Genomic DNA, 16332 nt, shown 5'->3' with positions numbered 1-16332 from the left:
CCACGAATGAAAAAACATTCTTTTACATTTGAGGTTCGTATAATAAATTCGACTGGCTTTTGGCGACAACGAGAAAAGGACCCATCGTGACCTCACATCACAATGACATCGAACCCAAACTGGCCGCTTTAAAAGCCCGGCTGGAAAGTTATGCGCCGATTTCAGAAGCGACCTGGCAGCGGTTGCGAGCGCTCTGCACGACACGAACGCTCGCCAAAGGCGAAACCCTCTATGCCACCGGCGAACGCCCGACTTCTTTTGCTTTCGTCTACAGAGGACTCTTTCGGGTCTATGCACTTGATACCGACGGCCGGGAATACAACAAAAACTTTTTCGACGAAGGCATGTTCCCCGGTTCTATGGCGGCGTTACTGACCGAGACGCCGTCTCAATTCGCCTTCGAGGCTTTGGAAGCCTCCGAGGTGCTGTTGATTGATTTCGCCGCCTATCGCCAACTGTTGTTCCAATCCCAGGATTTGATGGTCTTCCAAATCGCTTATTTGGAAAAAAACTGGCTGCTGGCCAAAGACGCCCGCGAAGTGGAAATCATCCAGGAAAACGCCACTCAGCGTTATCAGCGCTTCCTCACCGATTTTGCCGACATGAGCGAACGCATTCCGCAATATCACATCGCCTCCCATTTAGGCATCACCCCCACTCAATTGAGCCGCATCCGCAAAAAACTGAATTAATTGCGTTTTCATCAACCTATGTAAATGAAACCGGTGGGCCAAGTCCTTTATGCTTGGCCCATGAACAGTTTATCGCTCATCGCATTTTTTTCCGGCGCCGCCATTGCCGCTCAAGCGGGCTTGAATGCCCAGCTGGGCGTCTGGCTGAAGAACCCGTTTCTGGCCACGGTGGTGGCGTTTGCCGCCAGCTTGATGGTGATTGGCCTGTCGGTGTTGGTGACCACACGGGAGTATCCGAGTTGGGAAGCCGTCCGCGCCGTACCGTGGTATTTGTGGTTTTCCGGTGGTGTGCTGAGCGCCTTTGCGATTTCGATGTTCTATTTTTTGATTCCGAAAATGGGCATCGGCCAGATGATGGCCTTCGCCTTGAGCGGCCAATTACTCATGGCGGTCATCGCCAGCCATTTCGGCTGGTTCGATATGCCGCAAAAACCGTTAACGCCCAGTCGATGGCTGGGCATCGTCGCCTTATTGGTTGGCGTGATTCTCATCAACAAGGAATAAACCATGTCCGACAGTGTGTTCGCTTCACAAATCAATTTGCAGAACCTGACCGAATTATGGCGACGCATGGGCGCCAAATCCGACAATCGACCAGGCCTGGCGGATTTTCAAATTTGCAATCAGTGGCCTTACCGCGCTTGGACGGAAGGTGCCATGACCGAGTTTTCACCGGATACCACCGCTGAATCGCTGGCAGCGCTGAGCCCCAACCCGATTGTCCCGATTTGGGAAGTCGCGCATCAGGAAACTCGGCCATTGGAAAGTGCGCTGATTGCGAATGGCTTTGACATGCGCCTTCCGCAAACCGCCATGAATCTGGATTTCACCCAAATGCCTGAAATCACTTTGGACGAAACGCTTGTCATCCGGCAAGTCACTTCCGAACGGGATGCGCAGAAATGGGTGACCGTGGCGTCCGCGGCCTTTCAATACGAGATCGACCTTTCGGTCATCCAGCGCCTGCTATGGGATGACCAAATTGAACTCTGGCTGGCCTGGCAAGGGCGTCACGCCGCGGCCTCCTCCTTGACCTTGAGCACCGGCGCCACCGTCGGCGTGCATCAAATGGGCGTTCAACCCTGTTTTCGCGGACGCGGCTTGGCACGGGAAATGATGGCGTTTTTAATGCAACGTCACCGCCACAATCACCGTCATATGGTGTTACAGGCATCGTCGATGGGCGAACCGCTGTACCGCAAACTCGGCTTTCAAACCGTGTTTGCGATTCGAAATTACCAAAGGAACTGATATGCCCACCACGCTATTAACCGCTTTCACAACCGTGGCCGGCTTAATCGCCGTGTCGCATGTTTATTTCTCCCCCGCCCTGTCTGCCTATGCCGGGCTCGGTTTCATCCCGCTGATCCTCGGCCTGGGGTTGCTGGGGTGCGGTGCGCGTTTTTACAAACAAAGCACCGGCCGCTCCTGGCTCAACCAAGGTGACGGCGAACTGGTGACGCTGGGCGTCTTCAAACATGTTCGCCATCCGTTTCACCTCGGCGCCACCTTGATTTTAGTCGGCGAAGCCTGGCTGACCGGAAACCACTGGAGCGCTTGGTTGCTGGTCGCCGCTTTTGTGCTGTGGCTGGATCGCTGCCACCTAAAAGCCTTGGAAACACATTTTCAAGAACGCTTCGGGCAGCGTTATCGGCGTTACCAACAACGCGTCCGGCGCTGGGTTTAAAGCGCATTCAAACCGATTGCGCAAAAAATGTTGAAACAGACTCGAATCGTTGCAAAGCCGTGACAAGGGTTCTAAACTGACCGGACGAAAACGGTGGGAGGCCGCGGATGAGGTTACGAAAAATACGGACACTATGGCTGAACAGCTTACTGGCGCTTTGCCTTGGATGGAGCAGTTTGCCCACGCAGGCCGATTCGACTGAATTTAACGTCACCGAAGTGATCAAAGGCTTGGGCATTCCGTGGGGTATGGCATTTCTGGACGGCAACCGATTGATTTTCACCCAACGCGCCGGCAAGGCGGGCATATTGGATGTCCGCAATGGTGACATCACCTGGTTGAAAGGCGTGCCATTCGTGCACAACACCGGCCAAGGCGGCTTGCTGGACGTCAAACCGTCACCCAATTTCAAGCAAACCGGTTGGATCTATTTCACTTACAGCAAACCGCTGCCGACCACCGCCATCACCGCCTTGGCCCGTGCCAAAATCCAAGGCGACGAACTGGTGAACTGGGAAGACCTGATGGTCACCAAATCCGAATCTTACCGCAACATCCATTTCGGCAGCCGCATTGCTTTTGACCACCGCGGCCATGTGTTTTTCAGCGTCGGCGACCGCGGGCGTCGTCATAAAGCGCAACAGCAAGACAATCACGCCGGTTCCATTCTGCGCCTGACACTCGATGGTGGCATTCCGAAGGACAACCCGTTTGTCGGCCAGCCCGGCACCTTACCGGAAATCTGGAGTTACGGCCACCGCAACCCGCAAGGCTTAGCCTATGACGTCCAACATCAACGCCTTTGGGAAATCGAACACGGTCCACGCGGCGGCGACGAAATCAACCTCATCCAGAAGGGCCAAAACTACGGTTGGCCGATTGTCTCCCGCGGCAAGGAATACGACAGCGGCGAACCGGTGGGCAAACCGCATCAAGCCGGGATGATAGAGCCGGTGAAAGTCTACATTCCGTCCATCGCACCGAGCAGCCTGTTACTGTACGACGGCGATGCGTTTCCGCAATGGCGCGGCAACCTGTTTGCCGGTTCCTTGGTGCTGCGACATTTGAACCAGGTGATGCTGTCACCGGAAGGCAAAGCCATCGCCGAACACCGCTTATTGAAAGACTTGAACCAACGCATCCGCAGCCTGGCACAAGATACACAAGGCCACCTGTATGTGGCGACGGACTCGGGCAAAATCTATCGCCTGAGTCCGAAATAGCATTCGTCGCCCAGATGGACGCTTATTTATCACTCTTTGCCTTATCGTTTCTGGCCGCAACCTTGTTTCCGGCCGGGTCGGAAGTGCTGTTGGTCAGTTTGGCCGCCGCCGGAAAAGACCCGTTCACCCTTTGGGTGTGGGCCACCGCCGGTAACAGTTTGGGGTCCATCGTGAATTATGGTTTAGGGCGATACCTGCTGCATTTTCAAGACCGCCGCTGGTTTCCGGTCAAACCCGAGGCCTTAGCCAAAACCCAGCACTGGTTTCAGCGTTATGGTACCTGGTCGTTGTTGCTGGCTTGGGCGCCGATTTTTGGCGATGCCTTGACCTTGGTGGCCGGGGTGATGCGGGTTAAGTTCGTTTGGTTTGTGGTGTTGGTGGTGACGGGAAAAGGCGTGCGTTACGCCATCTTGTTGGGGCTGATGGGCTGGTTCGGCTGGGCGTAATTCGTCGCCACACTGTCGCCCATGCTTTCAGCGGCAATGGCCGGACGAGCCACCAGCAAACACGCAAAGAAAAGTAACCAATAACGTTTCAGGCCATAAGGCTTCAAGTGAGCCTGTGTTGCGGATTTCATCATTCGCCTCCTCAGCGGTTTTGATGTCATGCTAAGGATTTTCGTTCTCAGGTAAAGTGCGGACGACGCAAAACTTGTCCGGCATCAACTTTTGCCCCTGAAAACGCAAAAACCGCCAGGCCTGGCGGTTTTAACACTTTTAAAAAATCAGCGAACCGACTCAGTTTTTCGATTTTTCCAATGTCATATCTTCATACATATGACGGGCATTGGGCTTGGCCAACTGTTCGAAGACCGGACGATCCTGATATTGCGATTGGTCGATGGCATCCACCTCTTCCAGAGAACCGCCCGCGTCGACAATCGCACGCACCTGTTCTTCCAGATACGCAAAGTAATCGTAGGTTTGGCGTTTTAACGTCGCCAGATCGGTCGGTGTGCCGTGACCGGGCACCACCACCACATCGTCCGGCACCATCGACACCATCTTATCGAACGACGCCATCCAGTCTTTGTAATGACTGTCGTGCAGCAGTCCCGGCAAACGTTCATTGAAGCCTAAATCGCCGGTGAACAGCAGATTTTTCGACGGCACATACATGCCCGTCATGCTCGGCGTATGCCCGCCGCCGAAATTAATCAGCTCCACGGTCTCACCGCCACCGACATCCACGGTTTTCTTGCCTTCAAAAGTGGTGAAATGGTCGGTGACATCGTAAGCCGGCTCGGTAATCACGCGCCCGCGTCCGGCGGCATAGCGTTCTTTATTACCGGCAAATTTTCGATGCCACCGTTCATTGGCGGTTTTTTCCGAGTAAAGGTTTTTCACGCCCACATCCCACCAATAACTGGCACCCAAATAGGCATGGCCCTGGTCATTTTCCACGGCTAGCCATTTCACCGGCTTGTCGGTCAACCGTTTAATTTGTTGATGAAAGCTGTAAGCCACGGCCTCGTTCGGCCCGGCATTATAGACAAAGACACCATCCGGGAAGATGATTGCGCTGAGGTTGTTGTTCAAACCGAAGTTCTCGCGCGTGCCCCAGATAAAGCTGCCCACCACCGTATACACACCGTCCATGACTTTGGTGGCTTTCGGAATCGGCAGTTCATCGCCGATGTAACCGGCCCGTTTTTCAACGGCGGCCACTTCCTGGGCGTAAGTTTGAATGGCGTTATCGGCCGAATGGTCGCCTTGCAAGGCTTGCACTTCTTTAGCATAGGTTTCAAAACTGGCGACGTAAGCGTCCTGCGAGCCTGACGCGAAAGCGGTCGATGCAGCCATCGACAAAGCGGCCGTCAACCAGAGGGAAGGTTTGCGTTTCATAAAATTCCAACGACTCCTTAAGTTCGTTTGATTCGAGCGGATTCTACGGATCCGTTTAAGTAAATTTTAACAAAGCGGTTCAGCCACACTATGCAATAAAATAGGAGTTCCGCGCCTGTCTCAACCCCGCGCCAAAAACCACCAGGCCTGGTCATTTTTTCAACAAGCAACGCGGATTGAAACCCATTGAAAAACGGTCATATTTTCATCAAATAAGTTTTACATTACGGTCACTCTGGCGTCATTTTTTCGGGCTAGCATAGCCGGAATATTCAAAAAATGAGCACACGAGACCATGACCACACCTGCGACCACTCAACCGGCCACCAAGGATTTACTCAACTCCGCCGTCAACAACACCCATTTGTTCACCCGCAAAGGCTTTCTCGACCGCCTGTTCACCAAATGGTTCGACCGCTTGGTCTACCCGCAAATCTGGGAAGACCCAGAAGTCGATATTCGCGCCTTGGAACTGGACCAACACTCACGGGTGTTCACCATCTCGTCCGGTGGCTGCAATGCACTCAATTACCTGACCGTGGAACCCAATTCGATTACAGTGGTGGACTTGAACGAAGCCCACATCGCGCTCATCAAGTTGAAAAAGGCCGCCCTGAAACACCTGCCGGATCATGAATCCTTTTTCGACTTTTTCGGCCGCGCCGACCGTTCCAAAAACCTGGATGCCTATGAAATCCACATCAAACCGCATCTGGACGAGAAGACCATCGACTACTGGGAAGGCCGCGAAACCTTCTGGGGACCGCGTCGCATCGAATACTTCACCGACGGCTTTTACCGCCACGGGTTGCTGGGGCGCTTTATCGGGTCGATTCACTGGGTCAGCAAACGCCTCGGTTACGACATCCGTCAGGTCATGCTGGCCCGCACGCCCGAGGAACAGCAACGCTTGTTCGACGAACACGTTGCACCGGTGTTCGACACCCGTTTGATGAAATTTCTCTGCAACCGTGCCGTGGTCATGTACAGCTTGGGCATTCCCCCGGCGCAGTTCGACGAAATGGACAAGGAATCCAAACAGGCGCAGCATGGCATGCACGACCTGCTGAAAGAACGCGCCCGCCGACTGGCTTGCGATTTCCCATTGGAAGACAATTATTTCGCCTGGCAAGCCTTCAATCGCGAATACGACATCAAACATCGTCAAGCGGTGCCACGTTATCTCAAACAGACCTATTTCGAGGGTTTGAAGCAGAACATCGACCGCATTCAGGTACACCATCAATCCATGACCGAACGTTTGAAAGCCATGCCGGCCAACAGTTTGAACGCTTATCTGTTTCTGGACGCTCAGGATTGGATGAATGAAACCCAGTTGGCCGAACTCTGGGAAGAAGCAAACCGTACCGCCATGCCGGGGGCCAAAGTGGTATTTCGCACCGCCGGCGAAACCTCGCCGCTGGAAGATAAATTGCCGGGAGCGCTTTTGGCTCATTGGAAAACCAACTCCCAAGCCAATCGCGACTGGACGCGCCAGGACCGTTCCGCCATTTACGGCGGGGTGCATGTGTACAGCCACCACGCCGAATAATGATTCAACAAGGAACGGATGCCTTGACGCATAACCCCGTATACGGTTCAACATACCCGCCGGCCGCCAAAGCCTTTGGCCAGTCGGCCACGCACCGCTATCTCGAAGCCATTCAAGCCGCTGGCGGCGTGCACCAGGCGATTCGCAATGTCACCACCCGTTTGACGCTGGAAAAGATTGACGATGATTGGGTACCCGTCACCGTCAACCAGGCGGAATACGACAACAGCTATGTCTGTTCGCCCTACACGGCTTACATTTCCTATGCCCGGGACGAATTAGGGTTATTGAACAATGTGTTTCTGGAAACAGCCTTGAAGGGCGCCATCGGGCTCGGCAGCCTGGCGTTGAAACACGCCAAAATCAATCAAACGGTGTCGCTGAACAACTGGTTGGTGTCCACCAATTTGGTGCCGGATTGGTCGGAAGCCACCTTACAGAACCTGGTCGCCGACCTGACCCAACGCTACCCCGACCACAGTTTGAGTCTGCGCTCGCTCAACGCCCGCACCGACGGCGACATGATGCGCCGACTGAAAGCCCAAGGCTGGTTATTGATTCCGGCCCGGCAGGTGTATCTGTTCGACAATGAAAACACCGACTGGTGGAAACGCAATAATTGCAAAAACGACCAACGCCTACTGCGCAAGACGATTCTGCAATATGCGTCGGCTTCGGAGCTGGAATACGACGATTTTGCCGACATCGAACGGATTTTCACGCAACTGTTCATCGATAAGCACTCGATTCACAATCCGCAGTTCAGTGCCGATTTTCTCTACCATCTGCACAAGTCAGGCCTGGTGGATTTTCATACGTTTCGGGATTCGTCCGGTCAAGTGGTGGCCGCCATCGGCCTATTCACCCAACGCGACATCATCACCACGCCGATTCTCGGCTACGACACCCGTTTACCGAAATCGCTCGGGCTCTACCGTTTATTAATGGCGGTGCTGTTAAAGCACACCTACGAAAGCGGCAAAATGATGAACCTCAGCTCCGGTGCGGCACAATTCAAACGCATGCGCGGCGGTCAACCGCACCTTGAATACACCGCCTTTTACGTTGAGCACCTTCCGAACAAACGGCGTCGCCTATTGCAGGGATTTGCCGCCTTGGTGAATCGAACGGCACCAAAGCTGTTCGAAAAGCATCAACTTTAAAGCGTCGCATTATTACGTTTTGGCCGGCCCCACCCAGACTTGCTGCACATTGACGAACTCCAAGATACCATGCGGCCCCAACTCGCGCCCGTAACCGGAACGTTTGATGCCGCCGCTCGGCAAACGCGGATCGGTTTTCACAATGCCGTTGATCGCCACTTGCCCGGCTTCGATGTCCGATGCCATGCGTTGCGCTTTAGCGGTATCCGCCGTCCAGATCGAAGCGGCCAAACCATATTGGGTGTCGTTGGCGATACGCATCGCCTCCGCTTCCGATTCGGCCTTCATCACCACGGCGATGGGGCCGAAGGTTTCTTCACAGGACGCCTGCATTTCCGGCGTCACATCCACCAACAAGGTCACCGGATAGAAAAAACCTTTGCCGACCGGCATTTCACCGCCCAGCAAACAGCGCCCGCCCTGTTCGACGGTGGTGGTGACTTGACGATGCAAGCCTTCACGCAAATCTTCCCGCGCAATCGGCCCCACCTGTGTGCTTTCCTCGGCCGGATCACCCATTTTCAGCTTGGCGAGATGCTGATGAAAGGCGTCGATAAACGCTTCATAGACCGACGCTTCAACGATGATTCGCTTCGCGGCGATGCAGGATTGCCCGGCATTGATGATGCGCGACAACGCCAGCACTTCCGCGGCTTTTTCGATGTCGGCGTCCGCCAATACCAGACTCGGGTCGGAACCGCCCAACTCCAGCACGGCCGGTTTGATGTGTTGGGCGGCCAACGACGCCACCTGACTGCCGGCAAAACTGGAGCCGGTCAAGGACACCGCCTGCACCGCCGGATGGGTAATGACTTGCGCCACCTGGTCGTTGTGCAGCCGTAGATTTTGCATCAGCCCTTTCGGCGCGCCCGCCTTGACGAACAATTCCCCAATCGCTTCGGCGCAAGCCGGAACATGCGAATCGTGCTTCATCAAGCAGGTGTTGCCCGCCATCAAGGCCGGGGCGCAAAAACGGAACGCCAGCCAAAAGGGCGCGTTCCACGGCAAAATCCCCAACAAAGGTCCCAATGGCAAGTGTTGCACATAACTCAAACTGGCATCCGACGCCAGCTCCTGAGGTGCCAAATAGCCCTCTGCCTGCTCGGCGTAATGGCGCGCACACCAAGCGGCTTTTTGCACTTCGCCGTAGGCTTCACGAATCGGCTTGCCCATTTCCACGGTCATCAAACGCGCCAGGCGTTCTTCGTCCTCGGCCATTAAATCGGCCACTTTATTCATCAGCGCGGCACGTTCGGCAAAGGTGGTTTTTCGCCAGGCCTGGAAGGCCGATTGAGCATCGTCAATCGCCGTCGAAAACTCTTCCGACGTGTGCGTTGGGTATTGGTGAATCACTTCGCCCGTCGTCGGGTTGGTTGCAGTAAACATAATCCTTCTCCTTAGCTGTCGCCGGACGCTTTGCGTTTTTTGACTTTCTTATCTTTTTTGCCGCCGACGGGTGCGGGCGGCGTCGGAATCTTTTCATTGGCGGCCTGCACCTTTCCCTGGTCCGGTTTGACGGTGAAATCCTGCGGCACGTCGTCGAAGAACGAGCCACAACCGTCTTCAGTAATGTAGAAGGTATCGGAAATCCCGCAGGTTTTATCGCCGTCGATGCCCCACATCCAGGGAATGACGTGGAACGTCATGCCCGGCTCCAACACCGAACTGTCGCCTTGGAACAGGCTAAGAATATAGCCCTCATCCCAGCTCGGCGGAAAAGCGATGCCGATGGAATAACCGGAACGGGTAATCAGCTTGGCCCCGATTTCGTTGTCGGAAATAATATTTCGAATCATGTTATCCACATCCGACACCGTCATGCCGGGCCGCAGCATTTTGCGGGTGTGCAGCAAGGCGGTTTTCATGATTTCCTGCGCCTTATACATGCTGTCAGGCAAGTCGCCGCACATCACCGTACGCATCATGGCGGTGTGGTAACGTCGGTAAGAGCCCGCCACTTCCAAAAACACATGCTCGCCCGGCTGGACTTCACGCCCTTCCCAGGAGGCGTGGCCGATCATGGTGCGCGGCCCGGAAGTCACATACGGCATGACCGCCGGAATCTCGCCACCGGCGGCAAACATGCCTTGGCTGATGGCCGCACCGATTTCATTCTCGGTCACGCCCGGCGCACAGGCGTCAATCCCGGCTTGCATCCCGGCTTTGGTGGCTAAGGCCGCCTTGCGCATCACGTCCAACTCATAACTGGATTTACACACCCGCCCTTGTTCGACAATGCCGAAACAGTCCATCAGGCGACTTTTGGTGAAAGTGGTGTGAAAGGTATCCTGGTGATAGGCGGGGAAGAAATAAGAATTTCGTTCATAACCGATGGATTTGCCCGCCAACCCGAACTCGACCAAGGCCGAAATCAACATCTGAATCGCGTCGCCGGTGTCGGGATAAGGCCGAGTCACTTCAACCCAAGTCCGGGCGATGACATTGGATTCCTCCAATTTTCGCGTCACCATAAAGGGTTCCGATTCCAACGGCACCACCAGCGCTTGGAAAAAGGAATAACCGGTGGTTTGGTAATCGGTCAAATACATCAGGTTTTCTGGGTCGGAAATAATCACCGCATCCAGCAAGCGTTTTTCCATCCGCTGTCTCAATTCATGAATCCGGCGCTCGTACTCCGAAAAAGGAAAAGTCATGTCATCGCGTTCTCTCATTGCATCGCCTCCACTTGGCGGTCAACCGCCTGAGTCAAGATGTCCAATCCCGCGTCCAGCTCCTCCGTTGGAATGGTCAAAGGTGGAATCAGTTTCAATACCTGGCCCCCAACACCGCAGGGACCGAATAACATACCGTGTTCAAAACAATCCTGTGCAATGGCTTTAGCCAAAGCGCCGTCCTGAACGTCCAGCGCTTGCATCATGCCTTTGCCGCGAACACTGAACCCTTTACCTTGGTATTTTGTCGCAATGGCTTCCAGTGCGCGACGCATGGTATCGCCTTTGGCACGGGTTCCCGACATCAGCGCATCGTCTTCGAAAAAGCGCAAAGCTTCACGCCCGGCGACAAAAGACAGGTTCTGCCCGCGGAAGGTACCGGTGTGCTCGCCCGGCTTCCAATGCTTATCGTGCTCCGGTTTCACCAAGTTCATCGCCATGGGCGTGCCCAAACCGCCGATGCCCTTGGCAAGCGTCACGATGTCCGGTTCCAGGCCCATGCCTTCGAAACTGAAATACTGCCCGGTCCGGCCACAACCGGCTTGGATGTCGTCGAGAATCAGCAAGGCGCCGGTTTCTTTCGCCAAGGCTTGCAAGGCTTGAAGCCAAGCTTCGCTGGCCACGTTCACACCGCCTTCCGCCTGAATCGGTTCGACAATAAAGGCGGCCGGTTTATCCAACCCGCTGGAGGTGTTGCGGAACATGGCCGCCAAGGTTTCCAAGCTCTCCAGCCCACCGCCTTCATGGGTTTCGAACGGCCAGTGCATGACGTTGTCCAACGAAACACCGGACACATTGCGGAACACTTCATTGGCAGTGCAGGCCAACGCACCCAACGTCATGCCGTGGAACCCTTGCGTAAAGGCCACCACCTGACTGCGGCTGGTGACTTTACGCGCCAATTTCAGTGCTGCTTCCACCGCATTGGTTCCGGTCGGTCCCATGAACTGCAATTTGTAATCCATGCCACGCGGTTGCAGAATGGTTTCCACAAACCCTTGAATGAAGTCACGCTTGGCGCCGGTCATCATGTCCAGACTGTGCAACACGCCATCCGCTTCAATGTATTTCAAAATCGCGGCCTTGAGTTTCGGATGATTATGCCCGAAATTCAATACCCCCGCCCCGGCGTAAAAATCAATGTATTCCTTACCGTTTTCATCCGTCTGGATGGCGTTTTCCGCCTTAACGAACACAGCTGGATACGCGCGTGCATAGGCACGAATATCCGATTCATAACGTTCAAACCAATCCATCTTCCTCTCCTTCAATAACTAAGAGGTCTTTGCACGAACCAGCAGCCCTGACCCGCACAAGGGCCTCAAAACACTTCCGGCCTTAACCGGGGACGGGGGCGCCCGCCAAACGACTGAACACTTTAACAACCGTTTCCAAAACACGGTCATTAAACACATATTCGGGGCTATGACACGGCTTATCAAACCGCCGTTCGCCTTCCGCACCTTCGGCCATGCCGATCAGCGCAAAAGCCCCTGGAATTTCATTCAAGTAATAACTGAAGTCTTCCGATGCCATGAGCGGCATCATGATGTTTTGGGCCGGGTAAGCCGGCCCCAATTCGGTTTCAAGTGTGCGTCGCACCGCGCCGGCGGATGGTGGATGATTCAGAGTGGCTTCATAACGTGGCCGAGTAATGACCTCGGCGACAACGCCGTAGCTCGCGGCGGTCTGCTCGGCGATTTCTTGAATCGCTTGATTGATAGGGGCGCGCCATTGCGGGCTGGACAAGCGGATGCTGCCCGCTAAGGTGACGTTTTCTGGAATGACGGTGACATTGCTGATGGCGTCAATGGAAGTCACGCTGACCACGGCATCCGCTTGCGGCGGCAAACGGCGGCTGACGATTTGTTGCAGGTTCAAGGTGACGGCCGCGGCGGCCAATACCGGGTCTCGGGCGGCTTCGGGCTGGGAGGCATGTCCGCCCCGACCTTTTAAATGAATTTCAAAGGTGCCGTTGCCGGACATCACCGCGCCGTCCGGACAGCAGGCCTGGCCAAATTCGATGGCCGGCCAGTTATGCCAGCCAAAAATTTCTTCCACACCGTCCAAAGCGCCATCTTCAATCATTTTTTTGGCGCCGTGCCCGCCTTCTTCAGCCGGTTGAAACACCAGTGAGACCGGGCCGGGTAAGGCCGCTTCGTGCTGCTTAAACCATTCCGCACACGCCAAAAGCGCGGCGGTGTGGCCATCATGACCGCAGGCATGCATTTTGCCGGTTTGACAGGAAACATAATCGACGCCGGACGCCTCTTCAATGGGCAAGGCATCCATATCGGCGCGGAACGCACGATGCGGTCCGCTGGCCTGAGGCGCTAAGGTGGCGACCGTGCCATGGGTGGCGCAGACGCGCCAAGGGATATTTAAAGACGAGAGACGTTCTCGAATGAAGTCGGCGGTCTTTTCTTCCTCCCAGGTCAACTCCGGGTTGCGATGCAACCAGTGGCGCGTTTCGATGGTACCTGTCAGGATGTCCTGCCAACTGCGAGTCATAACCGCTCCCTTCAAGATGTTTGAGACAGGAAATCTGCCCCAAAAAAGAACCTCTCTTCAAAGATTGCTTATGATGACACCCTAAGAGAAATTAACACCAACATACAATAAATATTTTATTTTCAACAAATTAAATATATTTATCACCTCGACAACACCAGCTCCCATGAGGACAATTTTCATTAAAATCACCAAAAAGTTTCAAATCGCACCAAAAAAACCTGAATTTTCGTCAGTGTGTTTTTCTGGCCGGAAATCCGCCAAGCCGACCACTTTTCATCCACCCCAAGCCACAACCTGCTAAAATGACGGTCATTTTTTAAAAAACGCCTATTTTTCATTATGAGCAACGCCCAACTGATCTTCATCGATAAACGCAATCAGCCGATTAAAGAATACATTGTCGCCGTAGCGGCTTCCGACGGACTCGACATTAAAGGCATCCAAGTGATTGCTTCCCCGGCCAAAGGGGAAAAAGCCCTGATCAGCGCGACGTTGCGCATTCCGCCTTTGGAAGATCATCAATTCGACACCGCCAAAATCGTCGACGTCATTCTCGACCAAATGGTGGTGGGCAATGAGACCCTCACCGTCAAACAGCTGATTGAAAAAGCCAGCGACGATGAAGAGGTGCGCAAGGCATTAAGCAAATCGGTCAAGAAACTACGCGTCAAACTGACCGACCTCATCAACGAATTCACCCGCTCCGAAGTCATCAACCTGATTCAGGAGCGCCGTAACGACGCCCTGTTCAAGCTGAAAGAACATGACCAGGCCATCAAAGGCCGCAAAGTGGTGTGCATCGACATCGAAGCCACCGACATTTGCACCAAAGACAATGCCGACATCATCCAGGTGTCCATCTGTGACTTGGACGGCAACGAAGTGATGAACCAACTGATTAACCCGGGTTACGACATTCCGGAAAACGATAAGCACAACATCTGTACCGAGATGGTTCAGGATGCGCCTTATCTGACCGAAGCCTGGGAACAGATTCATACGGCCTTAGCGGAAGCCGACACGGTGTTGGCGTACAGCACCGAATCCGACTTCGCCTATCTGCAGAAAAGCGCGGAAAAGAAAATGCTGACGTTCGAGCTGGACTATAACGACTGGCTGGATGTGGCGGAGCTGTCGAAAGATTTGGTCGGCGCGCTGCGCTGGCAGTCGGAAAAAATGTACTGGTTCTACAAGACCCCGAAATTGACCGACGCTTATGAAAAAATCATGGGCCAGCCGTTCCCGGGAGATGCCCACGACGCCTTGGCCGATGCCCAGGCGACCGCCGAGCTGTTCAAAGCCATGCTGTTGCGCGGCCGTAAATCGCAAGTAAAAGTGAAAAAACCGGAACCGGTCAAAGAAGAAATTTCCAACAACCCGTTCGCCCAGGCCTTTGCCGCGGCGAAACGTAAACGTTAAGGACACGTCATGGAATCGACCGAAACACCGAACAGCGCGCCCACCTTTAAGCAATTGGAAAAAGCCCGCCAAGGCGATACGTTCGATTGGGACGCGGTCAAGCAGCAAGTCAAATACAACGAAGACGGCCTGATTCCGGCCATTGCTCAACAGTTCGATACCAAAGACGTGTTGATGATGGCTTGGATGAATGAAGCGTCTTTACAGGAAACCTTGAAAACCGGTCGTGTCTGTTATTGGTCGCGTTCGCGTCAGGCCTATTGGCGCAAGGGCGAAGAATCCGGTCAGATTCAGGTTTTGAAAGAATTGCGTTTCGATTGCGACGGCGATGCCATCCTGCTGTTGGTCGACCAAACCGGGCCCGCTTGCCACACCGGACGCAAAAGCTGTTTCTACACCGCCGTACACGACGGCGAAGCGGAAATCCTGACCAATCCGCTCATCGATCCGAACGACTTATATAAAAAGTAACAAAAAATAGCGCCCGCATTGAAAGCGGAACCGGTTCAACTGCCCAAATCGGTTTCCAACTGCACCAGCTCCCGCACCACCATGGTCGCGTAGCTGCCGGCGGGCAACTCGAACGATACGGCCAGCGTTTCGGCATCCGGCCATTGCCAGGTCAATGCTTTCGGCCACACCCGCAGAGCACGGCGTTCCTGTTTCAAACCGAGTTTTTCCAAACCGGCTTGCCAAATCGGATGTCGCGCCATCACCGTTTGTTCCAACTGAAACGCCTCGCCTTGCGTCGGCAAAACCCCGCGTCCGGTCAACGCGCCGGTGGGGTGTAAATCCATGGCTTCAACGCGTTCCGCCAGCGACGGATCGCCGTCATCGGCAAACCATTTTTGCGACCCTTGCAACTGAAACACATCGCCCGGCAAGGCGCGATTCCAACAGCCTTGTTCAATTCGACGGCTGAGAATTTCATTGAATATCCAGGAACGCGCCGCGGAAATGTACAGGCTTTTTTGATGGCGCTTCGGCGCTTTGAGCTGCCCCTGAAACAATTGCGTCGCTTTTGGCAGGTTCTGAAAGCCATTGCCGAACCGTTGTTCACCAAAATAATTCGGCACGCCCTGCTCACGAATACGCTGCAAGCGCGTCTCTAATTCAGCGGCCTCCCCCGTCACCTTGCGCAACGTCAGTGTAAAACGGTTACCGGACAAGCCGCCGGTTTGCAGCTTACGATGATGGCGCTGTGTTTTCAGTATGCGGACGCCCGGAATCGCCAGCGTCTCGACCGCCGGATCGGCTTGCCCCGGCAGGTGCAGACTCATCCACTGATAGGTCACCGCCTGACGGTCTTTCTTACCGGCCACGCCAACGTTTTTCGGCGCAATGCTGGCCCATTTCGCCAGCTGCTTCGCCACCCAATCCGTGTTCTGGCCGATTTTTTCCACCCACACCCACAGGTGCTCGCCTTCCCCGCTCAGGGAATACGCCAGTTGCTCTTCGACCACAAAATCGGCCGGATCGGCTTTCAGGACGGCACGCGCCGGTGGCAGGCCATCCACATAGGCCAAAGCGTGTAAATCGGTCGGGTAAAGCGGGTCGGACATGGGC

The 16332-nt window shown here is 54.6% G+C and carries 17 protein-coding genes; 10 read left to right on the top strand and 7 right to left on the bottom strand.

The window, feature by feature from the left end:
* The first annotated feature begins 86 nt into the window (after positions 1-86).
* From EPV75_RS01705 to EPV75_RS01680, 6 genes are all read left to right on the top strand, one after another.
* A complete protein-coding gene (locus tag EPV75_RS01705) occupies positions 87-692 on the top strand; it encodes a Crp/Fnr family transcriptional regulator (protein WP_221173938.1) in 606 nt (201 codons plus the stop codon).
* A 60-nt stretch (positions 693-752) separates the two neighbouring features.
* Complete coding sequence (locus tag EPV75_RS01700) at positions 753-1196, top strand: DMT family transporter (protein ID WP_029939520.1); 444 nt, start codon at positions 753-755, stop codon at positions 1194-1196.
* A gap of 3 nt (positions 1197-1199) precedes the next feature.
* Positions 1200-1943: a GNAT family N-acetyltransferase gene (locus EPV75_RS01695; protein ID WP_128384272.1), complete on the top strand. Its 744-nt coding sequence runs from the start codon at positions 1200-1202 to the stop codon at positions 1941-1943.
* A 1-nt stretch (position 1944) separates the two neighbouring features.
* Positions 1945-2379 (top strand): methyltransferase, encoded by a 435-nt coding sequence (locus EPV75_RS01690; protein ID WP_128384271.1) that lies wholly within the window; start codon positions 1945-1947, stop codon positions 2377-2379.
* Between the two features lie 107 nt (positions 2380-2486).
* Positions 2487-3602 carry a PQQ-dependent sugar dehydrogenase gene (locus EPV75_RS01685; RefSeq protein ID WP_128384270.1) on the top strand — a complete coding sequence of 372 codons (1116 nt, stop codon included), beginning with the start codon at positions 2487-2489 and terminating at the stop codon, positions 3600-3602.
* 14 nt (positions 3603-3616) lie between these two features.
* Complete coding sequence (locus EPV75_RS01680; RefSeq protein WP_128384269.1) at positions 3617-4048, top strand: YqaA family protein; 432 nt, start codon at positions 3617-3619, stop codon at positions 4046-4048.
* Here the strand turns inward: EPV75_RS01680 and EPV75_RS01675 are convergent.
* Together EPV75_RS01675 and EPV75_RS01670 are read right to left on the bottom strand one after the other, a co-directional pair.
* Positions 4003-4182: a hypothetical protein gene (locus EPV75_RS01675; RefSeq protein WP_128384268.1), complete on the bottom strand. Its 180-nt coding sequence runs from the start codon at positions 4180-4182 to the stop codon at positions 4003-4005. The genes EPV75_RS01680 and EPV75_RS01675 overlap by 46 nt on opposite strands.
* A gap of 157 nt (positions 4183-4339) precedes the next feature.
* Positions 4340-5446, bottom strand: coding sequence for an MBL fold metallo-hydrolase (locus EPV75_RS01670; protein ID WP_128384267.1), 1107 nt, complete (start codon positions 5444-5446; stop codon positions 4340-4342).
* Positions 5447-5741: 295 nt separating this feature from the next.
* Between EPV75_RS01670 and EPV75_RS01665 the strand changes: the two genes are divergently transcribed.
* Positions 5742-6998 carry a DUF3419 family protein gene (locus tag EPV75_RS01665; RefSeq protein WP_128384266.1) on the top strand — a complete coding sequence of 419 codons (1257 nt, stop codon included), beginning with the start codon at positions 5742-5744 and terminating at the stop codon, positions 6996-6998.
* Positions 6998-8161, top strand: a complete 1164-nt coding sequence (locus tag EPV75_RS01660; protein WP_128384265.1) for a GNAT family N-acetyltransferase — start codon at positions 6998-7000, stop codon at positions 8159-8161. Before EPV75_RS01665 ends, EPV75_RS01660 begins: the two co-directional genes overlap by 1 nt.
* 12 nt (positions 8162-8173) lie before the next feature.
* Here EPV75_RS01660 and EPV75_RS01655 read toward each other — a convergent pair whose 3' ends face one another.
* The 4 genes from EPV75_RS01655 to doeB2 form a co-directional block, all read right to left on the bottom strand.
* A complete protein-coding gene (locus EPV75_RS01655; protein ID WP_128384264.1) occupies positions 8174-9547 on the bottom strand; it encodes an NAD-dependent succinate-semialdehyde dehydrogenase in 1374 nt (457 codons plus the stop codon).
* Between the two features lie 11 nt (positions 9548-9558).
* Positions 9559-10833: an ectoine hydrolase gene (gene doeA / locus EPV75_RS01650; protein ID WP_225972368.1), complete on the bottom strand. Its 1275-nt coding sequence runs from the start codon at positions 10831-10833 to the stop codon at positions 9559-9561.
* A complete protein-coding gene (locus EPV75_RS01645) occupies positions 10830-12089 on the bottom strand; it encodes an aspartate aminotransferase family protein (protein ID WP_128384263.1) in 1260 nt (419 codons plus the stop codon). The genes doeA and EPV75_RS01645 overlap by 4 nt, the downstream gene beginning before the upstream one ends.
* 82 nt (positions 12090-12171) lie before the next feature.
* Positions 12172-13344 carry a N(2)-acetyl-L-2,4-diaminobutanoate deacetylase DoeB2 gene (gene doeB2 / locus EPV75_RS01640; RefSeq protein WP_128384262.1) on the bottom strand — a complete coding sequence of 391 codons (1173 nt, stop codon included), beginning with the start codon at positions 13342-13344 and terminating at the stop codon, positions 12172-12174.
* Between the two features lie 342 nt (positions 13345-13686).
* On the opposite strand from doeB2, the gene EPV75_RS01635 reads away from it, so the two are divergent.
* Entirely contained in the window at positions 13687-14766 is a 1080-nt protein-coding gene (locus EPV75_RS01635) for a 3'-5' exonuclease (protein ID WP_029939508.1), read from the top strand.
* Positions 14767-14775: 9 nt separating this feature from the next.
* Entirely contained in the window at positions 14776-15237 is a 462-nt protein-coding gene (gene hisI, locus EPV75_RS01630) for a phosphoribosyl-AMP cyclohydrolase (RefSeq protein WP_128384261.1), read from the top strand.
* 35 nt (positions 15238-15272) lie between these two features.
* Here the strand turns inward: hisI and truD are convergent, their stop codons facing one another.
* Positions 15273-16328 carry a tRNA pseudouridine(13) synthase TruD gene (gene truD, locus EPV75_RS01625; protein ID WP_128384260.1) on the bottom strand — a complete coding sequence of 352 codons (1056 nt, stop codon included), beginning with the start codon at positions 16326-16328 and terminating at the stop codon, positions 15273-15275.
* Positions 16329-16332 lie beyond the last annotated feature (4 nt).

The sequence above is a fragment of the Hydrogenovibrio thermophilus genome (assembly GCF_004028275.1).
In the GTDB taxonomy this organism is placed as follows: Bacteria; Pseudomonadota; Gammaproteobacteria; order Thiomicrospirales; family Thiomicrospiraceae; genus Hydrogenovibrio; species Hydrogenovibrio thermophilus.
The sequence above is the reverse complement of the archived record's forward strand: the minus strand, read 5'-3'. Positions and strand labels throughout refer to the sequence as shown.

What these genes read in the sequence shown, in the direction of transcription:
- doeB2 (WP_128384262.1), bottom strand. Translation starts at nt 13,344, where the DNA reads ATGACTCGCAGTTGGCAGGACATCCTGACAGGTACCATCGAAACGCGC.
- hisI (WP_128384261.1), top strand. Translation starts at nt 14,776, where the DNA reads ATGGAATCGACCGAAACACCGAACAGCGCGCCCACCTTTAAGCAATTG.
- EPV75_RS01685 (WP_128384270.1), top strand. Translation starts at nt 2,487, where the DNA reads ATGAGGTTACGAAAAATACGGACACTATGGCTGAACAGCTTACTGGCG.
- EPV75_RS01700 (WP_029939520.1), top strand. Translation starts at nt 753, where the DNA reads ATGAACAGTTTATCGCTCATCGCATTTTTTTCCGGCGCCGCCATTGCC.
- doeA (WP_225972368.1), bottom strand. Translation starts at nt 10,833, where the DNA reads ATGAGAGAACGCGATGACATGACTTTTCCTTTTTCGGAGTACGAGCGC.
- truD (WP_128384260.1), bottom strand. Translation starts at nt 16,328, where the DNA reads ATGTCCGACCCGCTTTACCCGACCGATTTACACGCTTTGGCCTATGTG.
- EPV75_RS01635 (WP_029939508.1), top strand. Translation starts at nt 13,687, where the DNA reads ATGAGCAACGCCCAACTGATCTTCATCGATAAACGCAATCAGCCGATT.
- EPV75_RS01680 (WP_128384269.1), top strand. Translation starts at nt 3,617, where the DNA reads ATGGACGCTTATTTATCACTCTTTGCCTTATCGTTTCTGGCCGCAACC.
- EPV75_RS01660 (WP_128384265.1), top strand. Translation starts at nt 6,998, where the DNA reads ATGATTCAACAAGGAACGGATGCCTTGACGCATAACCCCGTATACGGT.
- EPV75_RS01695 (WP_128384272.1), top strand. Translation starts at nt 1,200, where the DNA reads ATGTCCGACAGTGTGTTCGCTTCACAAATCAATTTGCAGAACCTGACC.
- EPV75_RS01655 (WP_128384264.1), bottom strand. Translation starts at nt 9,547, where the DNA reads ATGTTTACTGCAACCAACCCGACGACGGGCGAAGTGATTCACCAATAC.
- EPV75_RS01675 (WP_128384268.1), bottom strand. Translation starts at nt 4,182, where the DNA reads ATGATGAAATCCGCAACACAGGCTCACTTGAAGCCTTATGGCCTGAAA.
- EPV75_RS01665 (WP_128384266.1), top strand. Translation starts at nt 5,742, where the DNA reads ATGACCACACCTGCGACCACTCAACCGGCCACCAAGGATTTACTCAAC.
- EPV75_RS01670 (WP_128384267.1), bottom strand. Translation starts at nt 5,446, where the DNA reads ATGAAACGCAAACCTTCCCTCTGGTTGACGGCCGCTTTGTCGATGGCT.
- EPV75_RS01690 (WP_128384271.1), top strand. Translation starts at nt 1,945, where the DNA reads ATGCCCACCACGCTATTAACCGCTTTCACAACCGTGGCCGGCTTAATC.
- EPV75_RS01645 (WP_128384263.1), bottom strand. Translation starts at nt 12,089, where the DNA reads ATGGATTGGTTTGAACGTTATGAATCGGATATTCGTGCCTATGCACGC.